At 39.7% G+C, this 26,175-nt stretch carries 23 protein-coding genes, 1 pseudogene and 1 other annotated feature; of the genes and pseudogenes, 5 read left to right on the top strand and 19 right to left on the bottom strand.

Annotation, left to right across the window (positions count from 1 at the left end; all coding sequences use genetic code 11):
* Positions 1-221: 221 nt before the first annotated feature.
* The 8 genes from J0J33_RS06540 to J0J33_RS06505 form a co-directional block, all read right to left on the bottom strand.
* Positions 222-1,850: a hypothetical protein gene (locus J0J33_RS06540; protein WP_206888849.1), complete on the bottom strand. Its 1,629-nt coding sequence runs from the start codon at positions 1,848-1,850 to the stop codon at positions 222-224.
* A 283-nt stretch (positions 1,851-2,133) separates the two neighbouring features.
* The gene (locus J0J33_RS06535) at positions 2,134-5,523 is read right to left on the bottom strand and encodes a BspA family leucine-rich repeat surface protein (RefSeq protein WP_206921627.1); all 3,390 of its coding nucleotides are present in this window, start codon (positions 5,521-5,523) and stop codon (positions 2,134-2,136) included.
* Positions 5,524-5,842: 319 nt separating this feature from the next.
* The gene (locus tag J0J33_RS06530) at positions 5,843-7,309 is read right to left on the bottom strand and encodes a helix-turn-helix domain-containing protein (protein ID WP_206888841.1); all 1,467 of its coding nucleotides are present in this window, start codon (positions 7,307-7,309) and stop codon (positions 5,843-5,845) included.
* Positions 7,310-7,468: 159 nt separating this feature from the next.
* Positions 7,469-8,680, bottom strand: coding sequence for a chloride channel protein (locus J0J33_RS06525; RefSeq protein WP_019293554.1), 1,212 nt, complete (start codon positions 8,678-8,680; stop codon positions 7,469-7,471).
* Between the two features lie 176 nt (positions 8,681-8,856).
* Positions 8,857-9,096, bottom strand: coding sequence for a DUF896 domain-containing protein (locus J0J33_RS06520; protein WP_004257921.1), 240 nt, complete (start codon positions 9,094-9,096; stop codon positions 8,857-8,859).
* A gap of 16 nt (positions 9,097-9,112) precedes the next feature.
* Positions 9,113-11,146 carry a glycine--tRNA ligase subunit beta gene (glyS, locus tag J0J33_RS06515; RefSeq protein WP_206888840.1) on the bottom strand — a complete coding sequence of 678 codons (2,034 nt, stop codon included), beginning with the start codon at positions 11,144-11,146 and terminating at the stop codon, positions 9,113-9,115.
* On the bottom strand, positions 11,146-12,114 hold the full coding sequence (gene glyQ / locus J0J33_RS06510) for a glycine--tRNA ligase subunit alpha (RefSeq protein WP_165719545.1): 969 nt from the start codon (positions 12,112-12,114) through the stop codon (positions 11,146-11,148). Before glyQ ends, glyS begins: the two co-directional genes overlap by 1 nt.
* A 13-nt stretch (positions 12,115-12,127) precedes the next feature.
* On the bottom strand, positions 12,128-12,907 hold the full coding sequence (locus J0J33_RS06505) for a formate/nitrite transporter family protein (RefSeq protein WP_019292766.1): 780 nt from the start codon (positions 12,905-12,907) through the stop codon (positions 12,128-12,130).
* A gap of 317 nt (positions 12,908-13,224) precedes the next feature.
* Here J0J33_RS06505 and J0J33_RS06500 point away from each other — a divergent pair, with 317 nt between their 5' ends.
* Entirely contained in the window at positions 13,225-14,247 is a 1,023-nt protein-coding gene (locus J0J33_RS06500; RefSeq protein WP_034999659.1) for an alpha/beta hydrolase, read from the top strand.
* A 34-nt stretch (positions 14,248-14,281) separates the two neighbouring features.
* Here the strand turns inward: J0J33_RS06500 and J0J33_RS06495 are convergent, their stop codons facing one another.
* Positions 14,282-15,304 (bottom strand): DUF475 domain-containing protein, encoded by a 1,023-nt coding sequence (locus tag J0J33_RS06495; RefSeq protein WP_206921626.1) that lies wholly within the window; start codon positions 15,302-15,304, stop codon positions 14,282-14,284.
* Between the two features lie 12 nt (positions 15,305-15,316).
* Positions 15,317-15,940: a YigZ family protein gene (locus J0J33_RS06490; protein ID WP_019292769.1), complete on the bottom strand. Its 624-nt coding sequence runs from the start codon at positions 15,938-15,940 to the stop codon at positions 15,317-15,319.
* 54 nt (positions 15,941-15,994) lie between these two features.
* On the opposite strand from J0J33_RS06490, the gene J0J33_RS06485 reads away from it, so the two are divergent.
* Complete coding sequence (locus J0J33_RS06485) at positions 15,995-17,251, top strand: DEAD/DEAH box helicase (protein ID WP_206888838.1); 1,257 nt, start codon at positions 15,995-15,997, stop codon at positions 17,249-17,251.
* Positions 17,248-17,892: a ComF family protein gene (locus J0J33_RS06480; protein ID WP_206888836.1), complete on the top strand. Its 645-nt coding sequence runs from the start codon at positions 17,248-17,250 to the stop codon at positions 17,890-17,892. Before J0J33_RS06485 ends, J0J33_RS06480 begins: the two co-directional genes overlap by 4 nt.
* A gap of 2 nt (positions 17,893-17,894) precedes the next feature.
* Here the strand turns inward: J0J33_RS06480 and J0J33_RS06475 are convergent, their stop codons facing one another.
* The 5 genes and pseudogenes from J0J33_RS06475 to ald form a co-directional block, all read right to left on the bottom strand.
* On the bottom strand, positions 17,895-18,356 hold the full coding sequence (locus J0J33_RS06475) for a diacylglycerol kinase family protein (RefSeq protein ID WP_019292772.1): 462 nt from the start codon (positions 18,354-18,356) through the stop codon (positions 17,895-17,897).
* On the bottom strand, positions 18,340-18,828 hold the full coding sequence (gene ybeY / locus J0J33_RS06470) for an rRNA maturation RNase YbeY (protein ID WP_019292773.1): 489 nt from the start codon (positions 18,826-18,828) through the stop codon (positions 18,340-18,342). Before ybeY ends, J0J33_RS06475 begins: the two co-directional genes overlap by 17 nt.
* A 9-nt stretch (positions 18,829-18,837) precedes the next feature.
* Positions 18,838-19,311 (bottom strand): annotated as a pseudogene (locus J0J33_RS10945) (NUDIX hydrolase).
* Position 19,312: 1 nt separating this feature from the next.
* The gene (locus J0J33_RS06460; RefSeq protein ID WP_004257953.1) at positions 19,313-20,272 is read right to left on the bottom strand and encodes a PhoH family protein; all 960 of its coding nucleotides are present in this window, start codon (positions 20,270-20,272) and stop codon (positions 19,313-19,315) included.
* A gap of 119 nt (positions 20,273-20,391) precedes the next feature.
* Positions 20,392-21,498, bottom strand: a complete 1,107-nt coding sequence (gene ald, locus J0J33_RS06455) for an alanine dehydrogenase (protein ID WP_206888834.1) — start codon at positions 21,496-21,498, stop codon at positions 20,392-20,394.
* 608 nt (positions 21,499-22,106) lie between these two features.
* Between ald and J0J33_RS06450 the strand changes: the two genes are divergently transcribed.
* Positions 22,107-23,279: a hypothetical protein gene (locus J0J33_RS06450; RefSeq protein WP_206921625.1), complete on the top strand. Its 1,173-nt coding sequence runs from the start codon at positions 22,107-22,109 to the stop codon at positions 23,277-23,279.
* Positions 23,280-23,285: 6 nt separating this feature from the next.
* The gene (locus J0J33_RS06445; RefSeq protein ID WP_029343346.1) at positions 23,286-23,918 is read left to right on the top strand and encodes an ATP-binding cassette domain-containing protein; all 633 of its coding nucleotides are present in this window, start codon (positions 23,286-23,288) and stop codon (positions 23,916-23,918) included.
* 99 nt (positions 23,919-24,017) lie between these two features.
* Here the strand turns inward: J0J33_RS06445 and rpmA are convergent, their stop codons facing one another.
* The 4 genes from rpmA to J0J33_RS06425 all read right to left on the bottom strand — a co-directional run bounded on the left by rpmA (position 24,018) and on the right by J0J33_RS06425 (position 26,115).
* Positions 24,018-24,302 (bottom strand): 50S ribosomal protein L27, encoded by a 285-nt coding sequence (gene rpmA / locus J0J33_RS06440; protein WP_004257956.1) that lies wholly within the window; start codon positions 24,300-24,302, stop codon positions 24,018-24,020.
* Entirely contained in the window at positions 24,295-24,639 is a 345-nt protein-coding gene (locus J0J33_RS06435; protein ID WP_004257958.1) for a ribosomal-processing cysteine protease Prp, read from the bottom strand. Before J0J33_RS06435 ends, rpmA begins: the two co-directional genes overlap by 8 nt.
* 3 nt (positions 24,640-24,642) lie before the next feature.
* On the bottom strand, positions 24,643-24,957 hold the full coding sequence (gene rplU / locus J0J33_RS06430) for a 50S ribosomal protein L21 (RefSeq protein ID WP_003136338.1): 315 nt from the start codon (positions 24,955-24,957) through the stop codon (positions 24,643-24,645).
* Between the two features lie 33 nt (positions 24,958-24,990).
* Positions 24,991-25,063: a sequence feature (ribosomal protein L21 leader region), on the bottom strand.
* Between the two features lie 143 nt (positions 25,064-25,206).
* Positions 25,207-26,115: a diacylglycerol kinase family protein gene (locus J0J33_RS06425; protein ID WP_206888829.1), complete on the bottom strand. Its 909-nt coding sequence runs from the start codon at positions 26,113-26,115 to the stop codon at positions 25,207-25,209.
* Positions 26,116-26,175: the final 60 nt, after the last annotated feature.

Below are 26,175 nucleotides of genomic sequence, written 5' to 3'. Positions count from 1 at the left end.
TGTAAACGCTTTCTATATTTCATATTATAGCATTTAAAGATAATGAAATACTTTCATTTTTTAAGAAATTCTAAAAAAAATTGAAAGTGTTCGTTTTAAATATAAAAAAACTTCTCAATTACTGAGAAGCTTTGTGTATTGATAGTTAATGATAACGGAGGAATGAACCTGCTTTATTTTCTAAGTTGTCCTCATCAATAGCTTGGGACTCCTCACAGGTATTATTTTTGCATCTCTCCAATCTGTGAAAGCATGAGCGCAGGAAGGACGTCTTTTGTTTCGTTGACTTGCCATTTCCTCCAAGGATATTCTTCTGTCCTGCTCTCACTAAAGCCAAACACTCGTGTATAAGGAGGCCCTTCATATCCGACAGTTGTCCGTGACCAGAAGTCAGGGAAAGGAGGGTGGGAAACTTCGTTACGTATTCCTCCTCTCGTGTGAAACATAATGTCTGCCATAGACATAATAAAGGCCGTTCTTTCTCCATTTTCTGCATCTACTCTGGTGAAGTAATTTTCCATATCCTGACCTTTTTCACTACTCCATGGATCATTTAATTCATGGTCACCGATACCTCTAGTAGACCCATAGCTTACAGGAAGAACGCGTCGTTGGAGTTGAGCCGGCAGTAAAGCATAGAAATTATTAGCCATCTGCCTCACATTAGAGCTCATATAGTCTGTTGTCTCACCAAAAGTACTTTGCCCAATGGTCTGCATAGGTACAACCAGGTGCCCACCACCATGTGGACTTACATATAAGTATTCCGCTCCTTCCACATAAAAGCTGTCCCCAGGGTCAATATCGCCATTGAAGTTTGGAATACTCGTTTCTCCCATACGATTAACCAAATCTCTGGCTCGCGCTGTATCTCCTCCTTGTGCAAAGAACTCAGCAATATTTGTTTCACTTGGGGATACCATGTCACCTGAGACATGGATGGCATAAAACCACGAACCTGGTTCTTTTTTAATCGCATCTGCCATATCTGTCTGATCTAAGAAATAAGCAGTTGCTTGACCAGGCATGAGATAAGAGGCCCAGTAAGCATAGCCACTTTCTTCATCAACTACCCAATAATTGCCTACTTTTTGATTTTCATCTAACGTCTCCCATTCGGTCATGGTTATAGGGGGACGATCTTCACCTAAAACAGACTCGGTAGACTGATTTATTGGACGTCCTGGAAAGAGAGCTGTACGCTCTTCTTCTGGAAGCTCAGGATCATAGTTTTGGAAGCCAGAATTTCGGTCCCAATACCCCTCTGTACCATCACCGGGATGCGTAGCCCCTCCTTCCACATAGTCGCGTGCATCGCCAGCTGCTGCAGTCCTCTCATCATCACGATCCTGATTAAAAGTTGGCATATAAGAAGGAGAACGTGGGGCTTGTGTAAGTCTATTTCTAGGATTAGACATCCCCACTGGTGGAGGAGATGCACTACTAAAATTACCAAAAGACCAGTTTGTATAGCGGTCAAATGCCGCACTTGAACTTCTATCTGAGCGCTTATGAATATCACCAGCAGCTGGAAGCCAGGTGGTCCAAGAACCTACATTCTCTTGTTCAGCATCATATACGATGGATTCTCCATTTTTTGCCAAATATTCTTTGAGTTGGATACGGACAAGTAAAGGCCCATCGCCATAGTTTTCCACAAAGACATCTTTGTTTTCCGTTTCACGGTTGAAATAATCGTGAATGCGGCCTGCACTCTCATGATCATTTTGCCCTTCACGGTCATTGATGGCTTGTTGGTTGAATGATTGAAAGGCAAAAGTGCCTCCAATTAAGCCAAGCAGAGCTAAAAGTGCGATATTGCGTAGTTTGCGTTTCTTTTCTGGGTTCATATTTTTTCCTCATTTTATTTGTTAGCCTCAAAAACAACTCGATTATTCAAGTTGTTTTTAGACGCAATAAAAATAGCGGAAAATTACGTCTGTCTGTCTGATTATAGAACATCACAGTCCCTCCATCAAATTTTTTGTTAAAATTGAGTAATATCAACGATACCTATATGATATAATTGTAATATTTCTGTTGTTAAATTCAAAATAATATCAGGCATAAGTAAAAGAAGAGAGGAGTCTCTCTTCTTTTACTCTAGACATGTTTTTAAATTTGAGATACGCTCTACTTCACTTTTCTTCGTTTAAGCCATAATGTTAAAGCGAGTATTAAGTTGGCTAAGCCGAGTATACTAAGTAGTAGCCCTACAATTTCCCCTGTTCTTGGTAAATTGTCTGTGTGTGTTGGAGTGAGTTCTTCCTCTTTATTGTCGGAAGCAATCTGTTCTTCATTGTCCTTATCTTCATCAGAAGTATCCGTTCCATATTCTCCATTTCCATTGTTCGATTCAGAACCATCATTACCACTTCCTCCACCGCTCGAAGTACCATTATCATCTCCACCCCCTTTGGCTTTAACTGTAATTTGTGCAGTCTCTTCTACACCGTCATAAGTGTAAGTCACTTTATAAGTGCCAGCTGTATCTGTGTCCACAGTCCCCTCTACTGTGATGCGATCAAAGGCAACAGTTTCGCCATAACGGTCTGTGGCGCTGACAAAGTTATCCTCTGGCTGCCAATCTTTACCAATAAATATACTGCTGTCCTTGACTTGAACATTCGTTTGGTAAGGGACACGACGCCAAGTTCCAGTGGCTTCCCCGGCTGTTCCTGATAAGGTCATTAAGTCTTGAGAGCTTAACCAATCCGCTGGGCCTCGCAATACATTGTTTTCTATTATTGGACCTGTACCAAAGTCAAATAAGGTATTTTGTCCTGTGAAGGCTTCGAAGCCTTGCGTTTCTCGTTTCCAAGAGTTGAGTAAACCTGTGCTTGTTGTCTCCGTTGGCAAGTCTGAGTTGGTAATAACGGTATTTGCGCCTAAACGAAGCTCATCTAAGGCATTTATAGCGCTGAAGAGACGGGTTCTGTTGTTCGCTTGGACATTCCTCGTATCAAAGGAGGTCAGATCAAGTTCAGTCAAAGCATCTGCCAGCCAAAACATCTGTGTCATATTTTTGACTGCTCTTGTGTCAAAGCCGCTTAAATCAAGACTCTTGAGATTGCGTGTGTGGGCGAACATCAGAGACATATCTGTGACAGCGCTTGTATCAAAGTTATCTTTATCTAAAAGCAGTTCTTCTAAATCACGTGCTCCCGCAAACATGTGGTTCATGTCTCTAACATTTTCTGTTTTGAAATGGCTTAAGTCTAATTTATCGATACTTTGGGTATGCATGAACATCATACCCATATTTGTCACTTGTTGGGTGTCGAATTTTGATAAATCTATCTTTTCTAGATTTCTTGATTCGGCAAACATGTAAGTCATCAATCTTACATTAGACGTTTCGAATGAAGATAAATCAAGCGCTCTTATGTTGCGCATTTCCGCAAACATGGCATTCATATCTAGGACTTGACCTGTATCAAAATGAGAAACATCTAACTGGCTTACGGCAGTGTTACGAAACATGCCTTGCATATCACGTACATTCTCTGTTTCAAAAGAATCTAAGCCTTTAATTTCTTGTAAGGAAGAAGCGTGCGAGAACATGTCTTCCATATCAGTGACTTTGCTTGTATCAAAAGAGGAAACATCTAACTCAGTTAAAGCTATTGCAGCATGAAACATCATAGCCATATTGGTCACGCTACTCGTATCAAAGGAAGATAGATCAAGTGCTTTTAATCTAGAATTATTAGTTTGACCAGCTGCCCCTCTGAACATCCAGGCCATGTTGGTCACACCTTTTGTATCCAGATAGGAAAGATTGTCGATAGTCTCAAGCACTTGCATCTCGCCAAAGAGGTTAAATAAGCTCTTATTCCCACCAACATTCACGTTCCCTGTGAACACGATATGCTCTACTTCGGCTCTAGGAACATTTCCCCACGCTGTATGAGCAGGATTTGTGATCGTGCCGCCTTTAAGCGTTAATGTTTTTGTCGGTTCGTCATAGCTGTATTCCACTTGGCCTAAAATCATGGGCACGTTAGGCTGCCAGACAAAGGTGTCGGCTTGACTGCCGTTGAAAGTGCTCTGTAGTTCTGAAGAAGTCCAGATGTGCGACCCGTTAGGACGGTCTACTGTACCTGTTCCAACATTTCGCCAACGTCCAGTGAATTGCGCATTATTAAACATAAAGTTCATCCCGCCCGGGGCCACACTACTGGTATCAAAGCTAGAAAGGTTCACGCGTTCTAAATTAGTCATGTTGGCAAACATGTGCTGCATATTTGTGACCTTGCGGGTGTCAAACATGGACAAGTCCAATGCACTTAGCCCACTTCTATACCACCAAGAACTGCCACCGAACATACTGCTCATATCGGTGACCTCGCCTGTATCAAAGGAGGAGAGATCTAAGGTTTCTAAACCACTCGTACCTGCGAACATACCACTCATATTGGTCACCTTCTCTGTATTAAAAGAAGTAAGGTTCAATGTTCTAAAATCCGATTGACGAAACATGTTCCGCATATCAGTGACTTTGCTGGTATTAAACCTAGATAAATCTAGGTCAGAAATACTCCCTCCTATTACCCATTGAAACATGCCACTCATATCTGTAACTTGACTGGTATCAAAGGAAGGAGGAAAGGATAGAGAACCAGAATCCCTTAGCCTGAACCGATCGAACATATATCTCATATTCGTGACTTGGCTTGTATCAAAAGAAGACAAATCCATCGTCCTAGAGAAGTTGACCCTTTGAAACATCCCTTCCATATTTGTCACAGCGCTTGTGTCAAGTCCAGTGAGATCTGCACGTGTCATACCACTTCTAAACATGTAAGACATATCCGTCACACCGGTTGTGTCTAATAAAGGGAGATTAATAATATCCAAATAAAAATCTACAAATCCAAATGCTGTCGAGTGACCATCTACATATAAATCAAAAAGGCCTGATAAACTCCCCCCTTCTACATCAACAGAGTCCTCAAAAATAATTCTCCACATTGTACCCATATGAGTACCAAAAGGTCTGTCTTGGGGATCTGTTATCGTTCCACCACGAACAAGCACGGTGGGTATCCAATGTGATCCCCCGCCTAACGCATTGTCTTCCCATTGCATTTCTATCCTGACGTCAACATCTCCCCATATTTTCCCTTCCCATGGTAATGATAGCCAGGGCATATTCTCAGCAGTTGCTTCCGACCCAGCTGCTTCAGGTTTAGCTTCTCTGACTGGTGGCACAGGCTTTTCTTCTGGAGTAGGTTCTGCTACAACATCAACTTCTTCCTCCTCATCCTGACTCGGATCCTTTTCCTCAATGGTGTCCTCAGGTTCTAAAATTTCAGGGATTTCAGGAATCTCAGGATTTAAAACATCTGGAAGCTGCGTTTCATCCCCTGTAACCAAGGACGTATCAGGCGAGAAACTCTCGGCTAAGACAGTTGTTCCTTGGAGAAGAGGATTACCCACAAGCCCCGCCAATACCGCAAGGGTTAAGAAGTATCTGCTTTTACTTGAAAATCTCATCTTTTTATTCTTTTTTACTTTCATATTCTTGTCCTTTATTATCATATTACCGCTATTCATCGCTTTGTTTTCAAAATAGAAGCACTAGGGATAAGAAGAAAAAGCGTAGTATATTAGTCTGGCTGGGCTGGGCTGGGCTGGGCTGGGCTGGGCTGGGCTGGGCTGGGCTGGGCTGGGCTGGAAGATTATAGAGCATGGCTTTTACCTCGTCAAATATTTTGTTACTTTTAAAAAACAGGCTCAACATTTATAATCCAATTGTAATATTTCTTTTAATAAATACAAAATGATATCCGCAGAAGAACAAAAAAAGAGGGATATGTCCCTCTTGCTCTATTTATTCTCAATTAAGAATTGCTTTCTTTTGAAATTTGGCTTTTTTTAAGTTTTCGATACAGGTCAGTAGCTCTTCAAAGTCATACTCACTGGAAAACTCGGAAAGGACATAGACAAACTTTCGACTGTCATTTCTTTTACTTGAGATAAGCAAGTCATAGCTCTGTCCTTCATGGTAATGTTCCAGTTTTATCTTTTCCACTGCTCTGAGACGATTTTTAAGATAATGTTCCATGGGGATTTGATAGGCTGGCGTATCAGACAAGTCATAAGCCACTGTCAGTTGTTGGGCAGATAAAAGTTCCAGCAACATCAAAGCATTGCGATAGCCAAAGATGAGTTCAGGCAAATCCTGCGTTTTGGGAATATAACTTAAGGCGATTTCTTTGAGATTATCCAGCAAATCTTGAAAACTCTTGTCGACCCAGTTTTGCTTATGACTGAGCAACGCTTCCTGGCTCTTTGTAAAGAGGCTGCCATGGAAAAAGGCAAATTTATTATTGACTTGTGCCAGCTGATAACTAATGGCTTTTTCCTCTTCAAACCCTAAACGATGGGGACGATAGTGGTTCAGCATACGTTCTCTTAAAGAAATATTCAAGAGAACAGTGGGAATTTTTTTACTGCGGAAAATATCAAAGCGGTAATAACTTTCCTTATCTAAGATGAAAAAAGACAGGAGAAAACTGTAGAAAAAGATTGTCTCACAATTATTCTTGCTCTGTTTATCATAAATGTATTGATAAAAAAGAGAATCCAACAGCTGATAAAGGTGATCGTCTTGATAGATTTTCTTCATTTCCAAAGATTGAGTAACTTGAATATCTGTAAGTTTACGCCTTTTTTCTGTAATGGCTAACCAACGGTAAAGTTTATCTTGGCTGCTTGCCGAAAAGGTTACTTTTAAGGTTTCTTGGAGTTGCAGGATAAAATCAACTTGAAACTTCGTGACTTGAAGGAAGTTTGGTCGAAATTTAGGATGAAGCGAATCAAACAGCAAGTAGTAAAAATAGCGAATCTGGCTTTCTTCGCCCAGCAGCTTATTATTTTTAATTTGAAGCTCAAACTCGGCTAAAAGTTTATTTAGCTCTTTTATTTTGCGGAACAAGGTTGATTCACTGACCAGTAAGGCTTCTGCTAGTTCAAAAATCATGTAATTTTTTTGTTCAAAAAGCAAGAGAAGCATGCGATACTTAATGCTGTCTTGGATTAAAAAACTGATGACTTCATCTAAACTTTGAGACTCTGCCATGTTTAGGGCTAGTTTATTGTCCTGGCGCATCACTTCCATAGGTTTCCCCATCATCTGTCCCAGATAAGAAATGTCCTCTAAGTAACTTTCAATCGAAGGTCGAGAGAGATTTACCCCCTCACACAGTTCTTGCGCGGTTATCTTATCCCGCTTGAGGACCAACTGGCGTAGAATCTTAACCTGTATTTGCTCTTTTTTTTCAAGTAAAGCTTCGATATTCACAGCTGCTCCTCCTCTTTTCTAAGCCTAAGTGTTTCGTAGGCGTTTTCATATTCTCTTTCTATTTTATCACTTCGCTATATTTTGTGATTAAAAATTGCTCATTCTGGACATAGGAAAATAGACAATAAAAAGAATAAGACCAAAAGCCTTATTCTTCTGTTAAACTTCTAAATTTAGTTTTCCTTGTGCATAGATCGAAGCATTACCATTGAGAATATAGGCAATGGTCACGATTGGCAGGATATATTGTACCGTACCAAAGCCAAAGACTTCTGCAGCGATGAAGATTGAAGCAAAATATGAGTTGGTTGCTGATGAAAAGACTGAAACATAGCCAGCAGCAGCTACCAAGCCAACAGGCAAGCCCAAAAGTAAGGCTAAGGTTGCGCCCAAACTTGCACCAATCGCAAAGAGCGGTGTTACTTCTCCACCTTGGAAACCTGCTGAGATACTTAAGACAGTGAAGAGCAATTTCAGAAGCCAATCATAGGCATTGATATGTTCTCCATTAAAACTCATGGAAATCAGGTTCGTTCCTAGACCTGCATAACGATCAAGATGGATGAAGATGAGACCCAAGCTCAAAATCAGTCCCATAAGTAAGATACGGCGATAAGGATTAGTGAGTTTACTTGCCATATAAGTCTTCATAAAGGCTAAGCCTTGCGCAAAGATGCGCCCCACCAAGCCAAAGCAAATTGCCACAACGAGCAGCTTCAGAAGTACCAACGGATCAATATTTAAGTCGGTATTGACCGCAAAGGAAAATTTTTCTAAACCTAAAGCATGAGATGTCGCACTGGCCGCATAGGAACCAACCAAAGCGGGGAAAAGTGCGATATATTCAATCTTGCCCACCATCAGGATTTCAATAGCAAAGAAAGTTGCAGCAATTGGTGTTTGAAAGAGACCGGCAAAACCGGCTGCCATCCCCGTAATCAAAAGCACTTTTTGTGCTTCCTTGGAAGATAATTTCCCACCGACTGTATGGCCAATCGTGGCACCAATCTGGACAGCTACACCTTCTCGTCCAACACTGGCACCAAAAAGGTGCGATAGCCAAGTTGAAAAGATAATCAAGGGTACCAAACGCTTAGGAATATCTTCTCGTCCTTTATTTCCCGCTTCAAAAATCAACCCCATTCCTTTTTGACTGTCTTTACCAAAACGTTGGTAGACATACACAATCAAAAGACCAGCTAAAGCCAAAAAAGGAAGAAAATACATGGGATGTGCGTCACGTGTCTCCGTAATATAAATCAAGCCACGTCCAAATAAAGCATCAACAGCTCCAATGATTACCCCAATCACAAGAGCTAAAACGGCATAAAGAACGGCCCATCTTGATATTCCAATTTTTATATTTTTCATTAAAAGTAATTCCCCTTACCTGTATAATAATACCAATAATGCAGAAATCAAAAAATCGATCCTGCCTAATAAAATGTTCAGGCAATTCCGCTGGGAATTGTCGTCTAACATGAGCTCCTTCAGGAGCAGATCTGGGAGCGTATCAAAAACAGGCCGAGCACAAAGCTCGACCACTTTTAATCACGCATACCTTTGGCACGTTGAATGTCTTTAAGCTTTTCTGGCGTGATGTCTTTTCCATCTTCATCCACCAATTTTACTGCTTCAACTTGACCACGAAGATTTTCACGTACGCTATCAAGATAAATACGGCGCAATTCAGCACGTTCTGCAGTTTCGGCTTCTGTTAGTCCTTCTGCTTTGTGTTTACGTGCAAGCTCATTGATACGTTCTACTTGTTCATTTGTGATTGCCATAAGACCAATATCCTCCTTATTTTGTATTGATTAAACTAAAGTCAGCCATTGTTCCTGTAAGTGCTGACAGCTCTGTAAGCAAGGCCAGACGATTGTGACGTACTTTTTCATCTTCTGCCATAACCATTACATTTTCAAAGAAATTGTTAATGGCTGGAACACCTTTGTTGACCAGAATATCATATTTTTCAGAGGCAGACAAGTTTGTCCAACCTGCTTTAAGTTCTTCTGTAGCTTCGTAAAGCATGCCTTCAGCATCGTTCTCAAAGAGTTCAGAAGAAACCGTTCCGACATGATCGGCTTTTTTCGCCAAGTTGATCACACGTGAAATATTTTCAATAGCTGGTTTAAAAGTTTCTTCGTCCTTATGACTGTTAAGCATTGGTGCAATTTCCATCATGTTAGCAATATCCATTGTATCTGCCGCAATTGTTGCTTCAACAATATCGTGACGGATTTTCTTATCCAGTAGAAGTTTTTGCACACGCCCTTTGAGGAAATCAATAACTTGCTCTTTATTTTCATAATCAAGTGCGGCGATAAACTCAGAAAAGTCAAAGTGCCAGTTGAATTTCTCAATAATACGTGTCAATCCTTGCGCTGCACGACGCAAAGCGTATGGGTCATTCGAGCCTGAAGGAATTAAGCCTGCGCTAAAGAATGAAAGAATGCTGTCGATTTTATCTGCAGCAGCCAAAACACTTCCGACAGCAGTTTCCGGCAAATCTCCTTCAGCAGATACCGGCATATAATGCTCACGAACTGCTGCTGCTACGTTGCCATTCTCTCCTGCAAGAAGAGCATATTTTTCACCCATAACGCCTTGAAGTTCATCAAATTCACCAACCATACCTGTCAAAAGGTCAAATTTGTAAATATCTGCTGCACGCGCCACATCCGTCTTTTCAGTTTCTGTCAGCTTGGCAATATCTGCCAGATGTGCTGCAATAGCTTTTGTACGAGCCATATGTTCTGTGATTGAACCGATTTTTGCATGGAAAGTTACATTTTCAAGTTTCTTCACAAGATCTGCAATTTTTAACTTTTGATCTTCTTTCCAGAAGAACTCAGCATCTTCCAAACGGGCAACCAGAACTTTTTCATTGCCTAAGATGACGTTTTTCATACCTTCAGCATTACCATTACGCACGGAGATAAAGTGCGGTGCGAGCTTACCTTCTGCAGTATAAACTTCAAAATAACGTTGGTTATCACGCATTGAAGTAACCAGAACTTCTTCCGGAACTGACAAATACTTTTCATTAAAGCTACCGACAAAAGCAGTTGGGTACTCGACTAGGTTATTGACTTCTTCAAGAAGTTCAACGTGTCTTTCGTCTGAAAGTTCAACTTTCCAACCATGTTCAGCTGCAATTTTTTTGATTTGTTGGCTAATTTCAGCTTTACGTGCTCCAGCATCAACCATAACAAAATTATCAGTCAAAACTTTGGCATAATCTGTCGCATGTTCAAGTGTAAACTCTTGGTTTGAAAGGAAGCGGTGTCCACGTGTTCTATTTCCTGCAGTCACATCAAGAATGTCAAAGGGAACCACTTCGGCATCTAGTAAAGAAATCATCCATTGGATTGGACGCACGAAGAGGAAGCTATTATTTCCCCATTTCATGTAAGTTTTGAACTGCATTTTAGAAATGACTTCATCGCCAACTTTTGTCAATATTTCTTGTGCAGCTACGCCCGCAATATGTTTGTTTGCGAAATAGTAATCGCCCTTGAGGACCAATTCGTCAGGTGTTACGCCTTGTCCACGAGAGAAACCTTGAATGGCTTTTGACCAGTTTCCTTCAGCATCTTTAGCAATTTTAGCAGATGGACCTTTGACTTCTTCGTCCATTGCTTCGGAATTTTCAGCAAGTCCTTCCACCAAAACAGCCAAACGACGTGGTGTTGAAAATTTGCGGATAGCATCAAATTCTAAACGATTTTCATTCAAAAAGTCCGAAAGACGTTCTGCCAATTGATTGATTGCAGGTGTTACCAAGTGGGCTGGCATTTCTTCCAAGCCAATTTCGAGTAAATAGTTTGCCATTATTTTGCCTCCTGTTCTTCTGCCAATTGTGCCAGAACTTTTGTATATTTCCCTTTTTCTCCCAGATATTTCTCACGTAAGTCTTCATCTTTTAAAAGTGGGAAACCAAGTTTAGCACGTTCTTCAATAAATGTTTTGGCAACTTTACGCGCCATTGTACGTACGCGGTGCAGGTACCCAGCACGTTCAGTTACCGAAACTGCGCCACGTGCATCCAAAAGGTTAAAGGTATGAGAGCTCTTCAAGATAAAGTCATAAGCAGGGTGAACCAAACCTAAGTCCAGTAATTTAAGTGCTTCTGATTCGTACTTGTTAAACAAGTCTAAAAGCATATCTTGATCAGACTCTTCAAAAGCAAATTTTGAGTGTTCATATTCTGGTTCTTTGAAAATATCACCATAGAGTACGCCATTTCCCCATTCAAGATCGTAGACACTGTCAACTTCTTGAATAGCTGTTGCTAAGCGTTCTAGACCATAGGTAATTTCAGAAGTTACAGAATCCACTTCAATACCGCCCACTTGTTGGAAATAAGTAAACTGTGTACACTCTTGTCCATCAATCCAAACTTCCCAACCAATACCGGCACAACCCATTGATGGATTTTCCCAGTTATCTTCAACAAAACGAATATCATGCTCCAAAGCATCAATACCCAAGGCAGCTAAACTTTCCAAGTAAAGTTCTTGGATGTTTTTGGGTGAAGGTTTCATCACCACTTGAAATTGGTGGTGTTGGAAAAGGCGGTTAGGGTTTTCACCATAACGTCCATCTGCAGGACGACGTGAAGGTTGAACATATGCCGCTGACCAAGGTTCCGGTCCATTTGAACGCAAGAAAGTATAAGGACTCATCGTTCCTGCACCAACTTCGTTATCGTAGGCTTGCATCAAGTTTGCACCTTGCTTAGACCAAAAAGCCTGCAAAGTCAGAATCATATCTTGAAATGATAATTTATTATTTGACATTTAATTCTCCTTATTATTTATTAAGTTCATTCATTTGGCGTTTATATCCAAGGAAGTAGAAACCAGCAACGAAAATCACACCACCGATGATGTTTCCAGCATAGACAAGACTGAAATTGCGGATGAATTCCATCCATGTTGCGCCACCTTCAAAGATTGCAGCGGGGATGGCAAAAGCATTTGCCACACTGTGCTGGAAACCAATTGCAACAAAAGCCATTGTCGGGAACCAGATTACCATTACTTTTCCTGCTGCATCTTTGGCTCCGTAAGAAAGCCACATCGCAAGGCCTACAAACCAGTTACACCCTACTCCAGAAACCAAAGTCTGAAGCCAGGTTGCATTTATTTTCGAGTGCGCAACGGTGATTAATTCCTCACGATACACACCTGTACTTGTCAACCCAACAATGTGTGCAAAAAAGAAAGCCACAAAGAAGGCACCCAGAAGATTAAAAATCGTGATGACAATCCAGTTTTTGAGCAAATCTGAAAACTTTACTTTCTTTGCAAAGAAAGATACAGAAACAGCCGTCATATTTGATGTGATGAGCTCGCCACCGCCCATTAAAATAACAATCAAACCAATAGGAAACACTGCTGCACCGATGAAACTTGCCAAACTTCCAAAATCATCGACGACACTTGATATGACGCGGATATAAAGCAGATAACCTAAAGAGATTAACGCGCCTCCAATAAAGCCAAGTACAGCTTTTTCTAACATCGGTCGTTTGACCTTTTCTTGTCCATGGTGAATAGTTGCAGCCAATATTTCTGCTGGATTCATCATAATGTTCTACTCCTTAAAATAATATAAAAACCGCGCAATACACCTGTCCTAAGACAAAGGGTGCTATGCACGGTTCCACCTTTATTTTTTACTTCATTCGTATTGCGATGATTTTGGGCCATTTTAAATCTCGGCTTTCACTGTCCCGAGTCGCTTGCTTTACCTTAAAATTGTAGTCCTTTTTGCTGAAAATGTCAAGGCCAGACTTAAAGTTTTTAGTGTTTCCGATTTGAAGGGGCTAAAGAGAGATTCAGCTTGCTGAACCCTTTTTCAAAAATCATTTGCAACATGAAATAATTTGATATAATAAGTTCATCATGAAAAAATTATTTAAGGTTATAAGTTTATTGTTAGGCTTTCTTGTGGTATTAATTTTAGGAGTGTTGCTGGTGTTTAATCTCTCCCCACGCCCCGGGGCTTTTGTGATTAATCGTCTTTTTGCTAAAAGTGGCGGAAAGATAACAGATCAAAATACCTATGAGTCCACGAAGAAAAAAGTCCTTTTGAAAAGTGACATCAGCTATAATTCAGACAAAAAAAGAAATACCTTTGACATTTACATGCCTCAAAATGCCAAAGGCCCTATTCCTGTAATTATCTGGGTTCATGGTGGTGCTTATGTCGGAGGAAATAAAACCGATGTTAAAGAATTTGCCACTAGGATTGCGCATGATGCTCAAGTTGCTGTTATCTGTCCTAATTATGCACTTGCACCTGATGCACAATATCCCAGCCAAATTCAGCAAATAAACGAACTAGTAGAAGACTTGCTCGATCATCAAGCCGAATACCCTTCACTTGATTTCAATAAAATTATTCTTGGAGGAGATAGCGCTGGTGCCCAGATTGCGGCCCAATATGCGGCCATCCAAACCAATAAAGTTTATGCAAATGCATTAAACTTCAAACCCCTCCTCTCTCAGCAAAATTTAAAAGGAGTCATCTCTTATTGTGGCCCTGTAAACTTGCAAGAAAAGGCACATGATAAGTCAAATAATTTATTGCTTAAAGCTTTCACCAAAACTGTAGCTTGGTCACTCTTAGGTACAACAGATTGGAAAACCAATACACATCTAAAACAAGCAAGTGTGGTTCCAGCCGTAACAGAAAAATATCCGCCCACTTATATTACGGATGGAAATACTCTTAGTTTCGCTCCAGAAGGTGAAGCTTTGGCAAAGCGTTTAAAGGAGCTAAACGTTCCTGTATCCGAGCTTTTCTTTAGTGATTCCAGTAAAAAAATTGGACATGAGTATCAATTTGATTACCGTACGAAAGAAGCACAGCTCTGCTACGAGCAAACACTCCAATTCATTCAAGAAAATACCCTACAACATTAAAAAAGCTGCACAAGAGGTGCAACTTTTTTGTTTTTTAATGTGTTCGATTGTAAATAATGCTTGAGATAAAGGATAACACGATAATAATCCCGCCAAGTAGACCTGTCACTGCCTCACCAATTTCCCAATGGATACTTGCCAAAATCAGAATGGCTAAGGTAAGAATCGCCCAATGCGCACCGTGTTCTAAATAAACAAGCTCATTCAGTGTTCCTTTTTCTACCAAGTAAAGGGTCAGTGATCGGACAAACATTGCCCCGATAACACCTAGCCCAAGTAGGATAATAATAGGGTCTGAGGTAATGGCGAAGGCACCAATAACACCATCAAAACTAAAGGAAGCATCAATAACTTCCAGGTAAAGGAAGAGCGAGAAAGCTGCTCTTCCCACAGCGTAAGTCGTCTGACCTGCTGTTTCGGTAGGCATGTGCTCGGTCATCATATCGCCAAAGCCATTCACCAACATATAAGTTACAATCCCCAAAACACCGGAGAATAGAACAGTGTGTGCATCAGCCGCGATAAATTCAGCAGTCAATAAAAGAACAAGCATTGAAATTATCGCATTTGCTGCAGGAAAATGTCCAACCTGTTGCAAGACTTTTTCGGGCAATTTTAGCCATGTATGTGCTCTTTGATCAAAGAAAAAACCAAGTGCAAGCATCAAAAGAAACATTCCACCAAATGCAGCGATTGAAGGATGCGCATGGTGTAAAATATAACCGTAGGTCCCTGGAACACTGGGATCACCTTTTTCTAAAGCTAAGCGCATGGCACTTATCGGATCCAGTTTTGCGGAGACACCAACAATTAAAAGCGGAAAGACCAGGCGCATCCCTACAACAGCAATTAAAATCCCCACCGTCAAAAATATTTTACGCCAAGAATGGCTCATACGCTCCAAAATACGTGCATTAACAATGGCATTATCCATGGAAAGTGAAATTTCCAACACTGCTAGGATAGCTGTAATCATTAAGCCATCCCATCCGGCGTAGAGGTAAGCGATAATTAACGCAATAATACTAACAATAAACGAGCTTCTAAAAATTTTCATAAATCCCTTTTTCTAAATATCAACTTCCACCAGTTGCTTGTCCCCTTTTGCCGCGGAAATTTTTCCACTGAACTGTTCAACCAAATCGGCCAAAAGTTGCTCTGTCTTATCCAAGTCAACAAAGAGCTTGACCGTAACATCGGAGAGAAATTCACTCTCTGAGATGACTAAGCCTTGGGAACTTAAAAAGCGCTGTAGCCCGTCATAATTCCCGTAATCAAGAGTCAAGATTAATTGCTCCTGTGTGACAAATTTGACCAAACCAACCTGATCTAGAGCATGGCCAACACTCCCCGCATATGCACGGATTAAACCACCAGCACCGAGTTTAATTCCTCCAAAATATCGAGTCACAACTGCGCAAACGTTGGTAATTTCTCTTTTCTTAAGAATTTCCAACATAGGTACACCAGCTGTACCAGAAGGTTCCCCGTCATCACTTGAACGCTGAATCTCCTGACGGTCGCCTAAAGTAAAGGCGGAACAATTATGATTCGCCTTATGATGCTCTTTTTTTATTTCAGAAATAAAAGCTCGTGCTTCTTCCTCAGTATAAACGCGCTTCAAATGGCAAATGAAGCGCGATTTTTTGATTTCTTCTTCTGCAATGAAATCCTCTTTTATGGTAATTGTCATAAATAAATTTTATCAAAAATAGTGAAAACATGCGACTTTTTTCGTCTTAAAGGTATGAATGAATTATATGGTAGACTCCTTTTACAAAAAGAATTGTCGAAAATCCCAGACAAAGCAACACTTTTTGATAGTATGCACGATATTTCAAGAACAGTGATTATGTGCAATCGCTGTGGCAAAAAAAGTAAGAAAAAAGAGGTCCTACTCCCCGTTGGTGCTTATTATTGTCCCCATTGTATTCAGATGGGACGTGTTCGCTCGGATGAAAAACTTTATCATCTTCCTCAGGAGGATTTTTTAGCAGCTTCTTTTCTAAACTGGCAGGGAAAACTCACAGCCCCTCAGCAATATATATCTGATACTCTAGTCAAATTACATCAGCAACAAAAAACGGTGCTGGTGCAGGCTGTCACGGGTGCAGGAAAAACTGAAATGATTTATCAGATGATTGATAACACCCTTAAAAAAGGAAAAGCTGTAGGTTTAACTAGTCCTCGTATTGATGTCTGTCTAGAACTCTACTATCGCTTAAAGCGAGATTTTTCTTGTCCCATCTCGCTTTTACACGGAAAAAGTGAGAAATACAGCCGCTCGCCACTCGTAATTGCGACGACACATCAGCTTATGCGTTTTCGTCATGCCTTTGACTTAGTCATTCTTGATGAGGTTGATGCTTTTCCATTTCCAGATAATGACATGCTCTCTTTTGCACTGACTCAAGCTCGTAAACCTTCTTCAAGCTTGATTTATCTTACTGCAACAACCACCAATAATTTGGAAAAACAAGTCAAGTTGGGGCAAATCGAAAAGTTACAACTTCCCCGACGTTTTCATGGTTTTCCATTGGTACTCCCACAATTTTTTTGGCAGAGCAAGTTTTATAAAATGGTCAAAAAACAACGCGAATCTGGTTTCCCATTACTTATCTTTGTCCCTGAAATAAGACTGGGAGAAAAACTGAACCAAGACTTACAGAGTAGTTTTCCTCATGAAGAAATTGCCTTTGTTGCTTCAACGAGTCTTGAACGCTTAGAGGCTGTGGAACGTTTTCGCCAGGGCAATATTTCTATCCTTGTCTCAACGACTATTTTAGAACGTGGTGTAACTTTTCCTAAGGTTGACGTTTTTGTATTTCAAAGTCATCACCATAATTTCACAAGATCAAGCCTCATCCAAATTGCTGGACGAGTAGGTCGAAGTACCGAAAGACCTGACGGCAAAGTGTTTTTCTTTCATTTAGGAAAAACAACAGCAATGTTGGAAGCTTATAAAAATATCAGAAATATGAATAAGGCAGGAGGTTTCCAATGATTTGTTTGCTTTGTCATACTGAATACACTATTGAACCCACTTTCCATCAACTTTTTCTCTTAAAAGACTCTTCTCCCGGACTTTGTACAACCTGTCACAATAAGTTTCAACTGATTACTCCACCTTATTGTAGCCGCTGTTACAAGCCAGACATAAAGGGCGTCTGCTCTGACTGCAAGATTTGGGAAAAGGAAGGCATTATTGTAAATCATCAAGCTGTCTTTACCTATAATACAGCCATGGAAGAATTCTTTAGTCGTTACAAATTTTTGGGAGATTATCGCCTACATCATGTTTTTAACAAATATTTTAAAACAGAAAGAGGCTATACAATTGTTCCAATTCCTGTGAGTAAGCAACGTTTTCAGGAGAGGGGCTTCAATCAAGTTATTGCGCTTCTACACTCCCTCCCCTTCTCTTCTCTTTTGGAAAAAGAAGAGGGTCCTGCACAAAATACACGCACCAGAAATGAACGTCTTAAAAACAAAAATACCTTTACTTTAAAAGCAAAGGTAAAAGTACCAGATAAAATTTTACTGGTGGATGACGTCTATACTACCGGTCGGACGCTCCAACATGCTATAGCTGTCTTAAAACAAGGAGGGGCTCAGGAAATCAAAACCTTTTCCTTATGCCGTTGAGTTTAAAAGAAAAGGTGCCAAATTTTAGGTAAGAAGATAAACGCAGCAACAATCACGGCAAAACCAGAAATGACTAAAACAGCTCCTGCAGCCATATCTTTGGCTCTTTTGGCGCGCAAATGAAACTGGTAATCAGCAGCCAAATCAACCACATTCTCAATAGCCGAATTGAAGAGCTCTGCCATAAAGACTAAAAAGATGGCAAGAAAAAGGAAAAGCCACTCAAATTCTTGAATTTGCAAAACAACACCTAGGATCAAAGCCAACACACCAGAAAGTGTATGCTTGCGCATATTTCTTTCTTCTTTAAAAGCTGTCCAGATACCCGTAATTGCGAACTCCATGCTGGAAATAACATTCGTATTTTTCCAACGTTTGCGCTGGGTATTCTCTGGGACTTCACCGTCCGCAAAGTCTTCCTTATTAAAAATTTTTACATCTTTTTCGTTATCTTTTAAGTCCATAAGCAGTCAAAATCTCCTCCTGAAGTCCGAACATTTCTGCTTCTTCTTCTGGAGAATAATGATCGTAACCATTAATGTGTAAGAAGCCATGAACAGCTAACCAGCCATATTCACGTTCAAGGGAATGCCCATAATCTTCTGCTTGCTCGGCAGCTTTATCGATTGAGATAAAGAGCTCACCAATAAAAGGATCAAGCTCATCCATCAACTCTTCTGGAATATCCATATCTTCATCAAAGAAAAACTCATCTTCATCAGGCTTATATTCAAGCGAAATAACATCCGTCGGTGCATCTTTCTCTCTATATTCCAGATTAATTTCTTGTGACCGCGCATTATCAACGAAAGTAACAGACATTTCTTTTGAGTCGGCAAGCTTTATATAATCTGCAGCAAAGCTTAATAACTTTTCAGTTTGCTCAATAATTTCTTTTGAAACTTTTCCTGTTTCATCAACTAATTCTATATACATTCTTTTCCCTTATATATTTTCGATGTTCTCTCTCATTTTTTTCGCAAAATCTAAGAGCGGTGTTCTTGTTGAAGGCATAATATTTTCTGGCAATTGGTCAAATGCAAACCATTGTGCATCCAGAACTTCGCTTTCTTCAAAAACTATTTGACCTGAAAAATCCTTGCTGACATAAACAGTATCTACAATATGAACTTCATCACCATTTGGATAGCAAAAATGCTATTCCTCTCCAGAACATACGGTAAATAGCTCCATGTTTCCTACAGTCAAACCTATCTCTTCAAAAAGCTCTCTGCTCGCAGCTTCTTCTGCTGTTTCTCCAGGTTCGATTGAACCCCCATGATAAGACCAACACCCTGTATCCTTACGTTTCTGAAGCAAGATTCCATCTTCATTATAGATAATTATGCTAGCACATGCAACAACAAGTGGGCGCGGGCCTAATATTTTACGTAAGTCGAGAACATAACCTTCAGACATCTTACTCTCCTTTTTTCTCGTAAGCATTAATAATTTGAGCTACAACAGGATGACGAACGACGTCCTTAGCTGTAAAGTAGACAAAATCAATACTATTTAAACCAGAAAGTTTTTCTTTTGCGTCAATCAAACCAGATTTAGCCTTAGCCGGCAAATCAATCTGTGAAATATCACCATTGACAATCATTTTTGAGTTGAAGCCCAAACGTGTCAGGAACATTTTCATTTGCATCGTTGTTGTGTTTTGCGCTTCATCCAAGATAACAAAGGCATCATCTAAAGTACGTCCACGCATGTAAGCTAAAGGTGCAATTTCAATGATCCCACGCTCCATCATACGTTCCGTTGCATTTTTTCCTAAAATCTGGAAGAGTGCATCATAAACAGGGCGCAGATAAGGATCTACTTTTTCTTGCAAATCTCCCGGTAAGAACCCCAGATTTTCACCAGCCTCTACAGCCGGACGTGTCAAAATAATGCGTTTCACCTGACCATTACGCAATGCTTGGACTGCCATAACGACAGCCAAAAAGGTTTTCCCGGTCCCCGCAGGACCAATGCCGAAGACGACATCATGCTGCTTCACACTGTCTACATAGAGCTTTTGCCCCACATTTTTTAACCGAATTGGTGTACCAACAGCATCTTTAGTAAGCTCGATTTCATAAAGTGTAATGAAATTTTCGATATTATCTTCAAGCACCATTTTAACTGCAATCATCGCATCAGAGCTATGGACAGGTAAACCACGAGAAATCAAAACTAAAAGAGCCTGTAAAACTTTACGTGCTTGCTCAGGCGCTACTTCATTATCAGCAAAAATCTGTACGCGCTCTCCGCGATAGTTTATATCAACAGCAAGTTGAGATTCAATCAACTGTGCATTTTTATCCTGTGAACCAAAAAGTAAAACTGCATCTTCTGGATTTTCCAACTTAAATTCTACGGAATGTCTAGCCAAACAAATACCTTCCTGTTCTTTTATTTATAATCTTTGTCTCATTATACCATATTTCAAGGTTTATACGCTTCCATACCTTTCATGCAAGCAAAAAGATCATTGGGAAGCCCCAATAATCTTTACTTAATTTTTGTATAAGGAAGACCAATCGAATCAGCCAACGCAGGCGACACTATTTTTCCTTTATAGATACTCATACCAGAGCGAAGGGATTCACTAAGATTAAGTGCTTCTTCTAAACCATTGTCGGCAATCTGCTTCAAGTATTCTATATTCCCTTTAGACATTACCAGAGTTGAAGTCCGAGGTGTTGCCCCTGGCATATTTGGCACTGCATAATGAATGACATTGTGTCTTGTAAATACCGGTTCTGCATGATTCGTTGCGTGATCAATAGTTTCAACCGTCCCTCCTTGATCAATAGCGATATCAACAATCACAGCACCTGGTTTCATTGATTTGACCATATACTCTTTCACAAGCTTTGGTGGTTTAGCCCCAGGAATCAGAATTGTTGAAATAAAAACGTCTGCTTTTTTTATGTGCTCTTCAAGTGCTTCGGTTGTTGACTTGACGACCTGCAGCTTTTTACCAGCGTAACGCGTTTCCAGCTCTTGAATACGTGTATCACTCAGCTCTAAAATAAGGACGGAACAACCAATACTCAAAGCAATATCTGCTGCATTTTCAGCTGCAGTACCACCACCAAATATAACGATATGTCCTGCCTCGATACCACTTTCGGGAATGCCTGGAAGTAGAATTCCTTGTCCCCCGTGTTGTTTTTCCAGATAATATTGTCCAATATTAACGGCACGTCGTCCCGCAATTGCACTCAAGGGTTTGAGTAATGGAAAAGTTCCCTCTGTAGCGATATTTTCAGCCGAAAAAGCAGTCACCTTCATTTCTATCATTTTTTCAACACAAGCTTTATTTGCAGGTAAATGTAAAAATCCCCAGATTATTTGTCCCTCTTTAAGGTATTGATATTCTTCCTCTAAGGGCTCTTTTACGCGAACCATCATTTCTGCTTCCCATGCTTCTTCACGTTCCACTATCTTGGCTCCCGCTGCGATATACTGCTCATTTGGAAAACCAGCACCAAAACCTGCATTATTTTCGACATATAGCGTATGCCCGGCCTCTACCAAAATTTTTACATTTTCCGGCGTCATTCCGACTCGTGCTTCCCCTTGTTTCAAGTCTTTTACTACACCAATTTCCATTCTTTTCTCCTTCAATGCAACTCAAAATTATAGAGTAAATATACCATAAATAAAGCGCTTAACTTACGAAAAGGGAAAATAACACTGTCTTTTTAGAATAATAAGATATTTTTGTTTTATATTCTACAAGGTATATTTTTAGTGAAAAGTAAGATGTATTTACGTCTTATATAGTGTAAGGCAAAAAAGATGTTAGGCATTGAAAGGAAGCACTCAATATAACATCAATATTTATAGAAAAAGGAGTAAATTACATGTCAAACAAAAAAACTAAAAAAACTGCTTATTACTGCTCTCACAGCTCTTGCACTCACGTCAGGTCCTGCTTTAGTACAAGCGAATGACATTCAAAGGTCTGCACCTCGAGTCTGGGTAGGAACTGTTGTTCGACAAAGAGTATACAATGTCAGAGGAAGTCTTCTACAGACACATTACCGTGAATTAAGGGTCAGAAATGGCTATAGAGTCAGAGTAACACCTCTCTATCTTAACAGAAACAGAACGCGTTACTATCAAGACTACATTTATCATACTTACTAAGCAAATGAAAAAATGGTGAGAGGGAAAATAGCATATGTTTCCCTTCGTTCTTTTCATGAGGAAAAAATATGTTTATACTAAAAAAATTTGTAAGCAGTAATAAAAATAAAGTCCTGATTTCCTTACTGTTCATCGGCCTAATCTTTCAGTTTGTTGCTTTTAAAACTGTAGGAACTCATCCCCCTAATGGTTTAGGATTGGAAGATACAACACAGGAAAATATCAAAGCCAGCGAAAAAAGTATCAGGGAACTCAAAAGTTTTATTGAATCTGGAGATCCTCCAGAAAACGCTGAAGAACTCTTAAGAGAACTCAATGATGAGTTAAAATTAGATAAGGCAAAACTTCAAGCATTAGAAGTAAATAATTACAATGAATTCTGGCGTTTAGATAACCTTTATAATGAACAAAGAATTAAAAAGTTAGAGGAAGCACAAAAAAATGGTGAAGAGGTTCCTTTTGGTGGGGGATATGAGTATTTCAAGGCAACTTCCAAATGGTACCACCAAGTCCTAGACAGTGGGCAAGACTTTACTCAAGCTCCAGGGGTAAACCCATCCAGCATCGGCGCCGCCCTCTATATTTTGATTGGCTTAGGTGGACTTTATGGTCTAATCCTGCTGACTTTTATCTGTGGAGATACCTTGGCAATGGAGATGCCAAACGGTTTGCGCTATTACCATTTGATGAAAAAGGATAAAAAAATGCTTCATTTCCAACATCTATTTATCCCTGCTGGCTTTGTACTCCTACTTATTCTTTCTGCCTTGCTGGTTTTTGCGCTCATCGCTGGACTCCAGTTTGGCATGGGCTCTTGGAACTTTCCTAACTTTGTCGTTGGGGCGATTTATGATGTATTTCAGGGCGAGGAGTTGCTCTGGCGCCTGCTCTATCTGCTTCTGGCCATCCTATTTATTACAAGTTTAGGACAGCTCCTCTCACAGTTTATCAGAAAAGCTTATATTCCTTCAGCGATTATCGCTTTACTGCTGGTCACTTATTCTGTTATCCATACGCATGAAGCGATGAAAACAATCGTTAAATGGATCCCTTTAACCTACTTAAACATTAATACTGTCTTGCAGTTTTCCAGCGGTGAAAATTCTTGGTCAACTTCTGGGAACTTTCTCTTTGAGAGAGAATCCCTCTGGATTGGTGCTATTGTACTCCTCTCTTGCAGTATTCTTTTCTATGGTATCAGCCATATCTTATTCACAAAGTACATCTATAGAAAGGCCTAGTAACTTATAAAACTTATAATAAATAATCTAACAACCTGTACGCTGAGTAACATATGTCTCACACTTGATAAACCAGGTCTTTATGGTATTATCGGTCGAAATGGCACAGGAAAATCTACCCTTTTCACGGCAATTAATAAGGAAATGAACTACGAGGGAGATATTCAGATTTCTGATGGCTGGCATCAAGGTAGAGTTTCATATGTTGCGACACTTGATATTTTTGAGCCTAATCTTAGAGCAATCGATTATATTAAGGTTTTGACAAAGACAGAGCTAAAAAGCGCAGAAAAATACATGCCCTTATTTTCTGCTTCACGTTTCTTTAAAAGACCAATCAAAAAATATTCTCTCGGAATGAAAGAAATACTGGCTTTCATTTACACTGTAAGCCTTGAAGCAGACCTTATCATTGTCGATGAGCTGATGAATGGGCTTGACAATGCGATGCGTGCCAAAGCCTTCCAAATCTTAAAAGAGCTTTCCAAAACAAAAATCATTCTGCTTACTTCCCACATCTTAGAAGAGGTGGAAAAATATTGCGACCAAGTCTATTTTCTTTCAAAATATGGTTTTGATGATGTCCTAAATTTTAGGGAAGCACAAAAATTAATCCAGGAAACTCAAGTATTTATGTAAAGAAAAGACATGAATCTGTCCCTCAAGAGTGGGCTTTCCTCATTGTCTTTTCTTTTATATTTATAAAAAAAGCCTCTCCGAAGAGAGACTCGTTTACCATTATTTAGCTACTGCTGGGTAAACTGAAACGTGTTTTTTACCACGTTTCATTTCAAATTTAACGTGTCCTTCGATTTTAGCGAAGAGAGTGTCATCGCCACCACGACCAACGTTAGCACCTGGATGGATATGTGTACCACGTTGACGGAAAAGGATTGAACCGCCGCTTACAAGTTCACCGTCAGATGCTTTAGCACCAAGACGTTTAGCTTGTGAGTCACGACCATTGGAAGTAGAACCCCCACCTTTTTTGTGGGCGAAGAGTTGCAGATTAAGTTCAAGCATTATATTGCCCTCCATTTTCAATTTTAAGTGTAATGTATTGGCTGTAATTATTTGATACTTCTCGCATAGCATTTTCAAACGCTTGGAGAAGTGTTTGAGCCAATTCGCCTTGTCTTTCAGGAGTACTCAAAGGTATTTCAACATAAAGATAACCATCTTCCATATTGGCAATAGGTTTAATCTTTGCCATTTCATAGAGATTATTTGCTGTTGTAATTGACAACACACTCACAGCTGCACAGACCACATCGTGACCATATTCACCTGATTCAGCATGTCCAGAGATTTCATAGGAAACTATTTTATCTCGCTTTGTCCTGATAACCGCTTCAATCATGCCTTAAGCGTTGATTGATTTGATAACAACCTTAGTGTAAGGTTGACGGTGACCTTGTTTACGGTGTGAGTGTTTTTTAGGTTTATATTGGAAAGTAACAACTTTCTTTTGTTTACCATGTTTTTCAACTTCACCGACAACTGTTGCACCTGAAACGAGTGGAGCACCAACTTTAGTAGTAGCACCGCCGACAAGAACAACTTCATCAAAAGTTACAGTTTGACCAGCTTCAACGTTAAGTTTTTCAACGTAGATAACTTGTCCTTCTTCAACTTTGACTTGTTTACCACCAGTTTTGATGATTGCGTAGTTTGACATTGTGATTCCTCCTTGTTAGATTTTGTGCCGTAAAACGACTGTAAGACTCGCCTTGGACCGTGAGCTAATGCTACTTAAACGGTACCTCGTGCGGTTGTACTTTATGGGAGACCACAAAGACAACTATATAAGTATAACAGAAAATATTCTTCAATTCAAGTGGAATGCAAGGTTTTTTTACTTCAATTTGTCATTTACAGTTAAGTTTGCATTCATCAGGTGCTTTTATGGATAATATAAGATAAGTTCTTATTTAGGAACCACCGTAGTCAAACCTTTGCGGTATACCGTTATGTCTAGTGGAAGTGGCAAGCTTTTATCTCCGTCAATTCTTGAATAAGGAATATCTTGTTTTTTATTAGATTGGGCACTTATTTCTAAGTGATCTGTGTCAAAATAAGTAATTTCCATAAAATCTTCGAGTTGGCCCTTGCGTAGCTTATTAAGATGGAATAAAATTTTGAGTAAATTAATCTCCTTCAACGAATACACTCGGATAAGACCATCGTCTACCTTAGCATCAAGAGATAAAGCCTGTCTTCCGCCAATCGTATCGGTCATCGTAATTAATAATAATTTCGTTTTTAAGGCTTTTGTTTTGCCATTATATTTGAGCTCGATACGGTAGCTTTTATTATGGCGAATAACTTTGTAGGCATCCTTCAAGTAAGCAAAGGGTCCAAATTTTTTCTTTTCTGAGCTGCTCACATTTTGAGCGATATCTGCCAATATTCCCAAGGTTAGGCTGGAAATCATATAATCATCGTTAACTTTAGCAATATCAAATTTTTGCAACTTCCCCTCATTGAGATTTTGCAAGGCAGCTTCTATATTCTGAGGAATATGGAGTGATTTTGACAAGTTATTGACTGTACCATTGGGAACGATACCTAAGATAGATTTGCTTCCTCCCTCAAATACGCCTCCACATACTTTATTAATCGTTCCATCTCCACCAAGTGCCACTACAAGATCTGTGTTTTCTTGACTTGCTTTTTTTGCTAAACGTACTGCATCTTCTGGGCTATCTGGATTGATATATTCCACATGAGAGGCTTTGTTTTCTTCTTTTCCAAAAAAAATTTTAATTGTATTTAATACTTCGTTTTCGTCATTTTTTCCTGATTTTTCATTATAAAATACTTTTACTTCTTTCATTTTGACCTCCCTATCGTCTTTATTTTACCATAGCTTTTACTTAAGGTAAAAAAAAGCTGC

Origin of the sequence: Lactococcus sp. LG1267 (assembly GCF_017309545.1) — a bacterium.
Classification (GTDB): Bacteria; Bacillota; Bacilli; order Lactobacillales; family Streptococcaceae; genus Lactococcus; species Lactococcus petauri.
The sequence above is the reverse complement of the archived record's forward strand: the minus strand, read 5'-3'. Positions and strand labels throughout refer to the sequence as shown.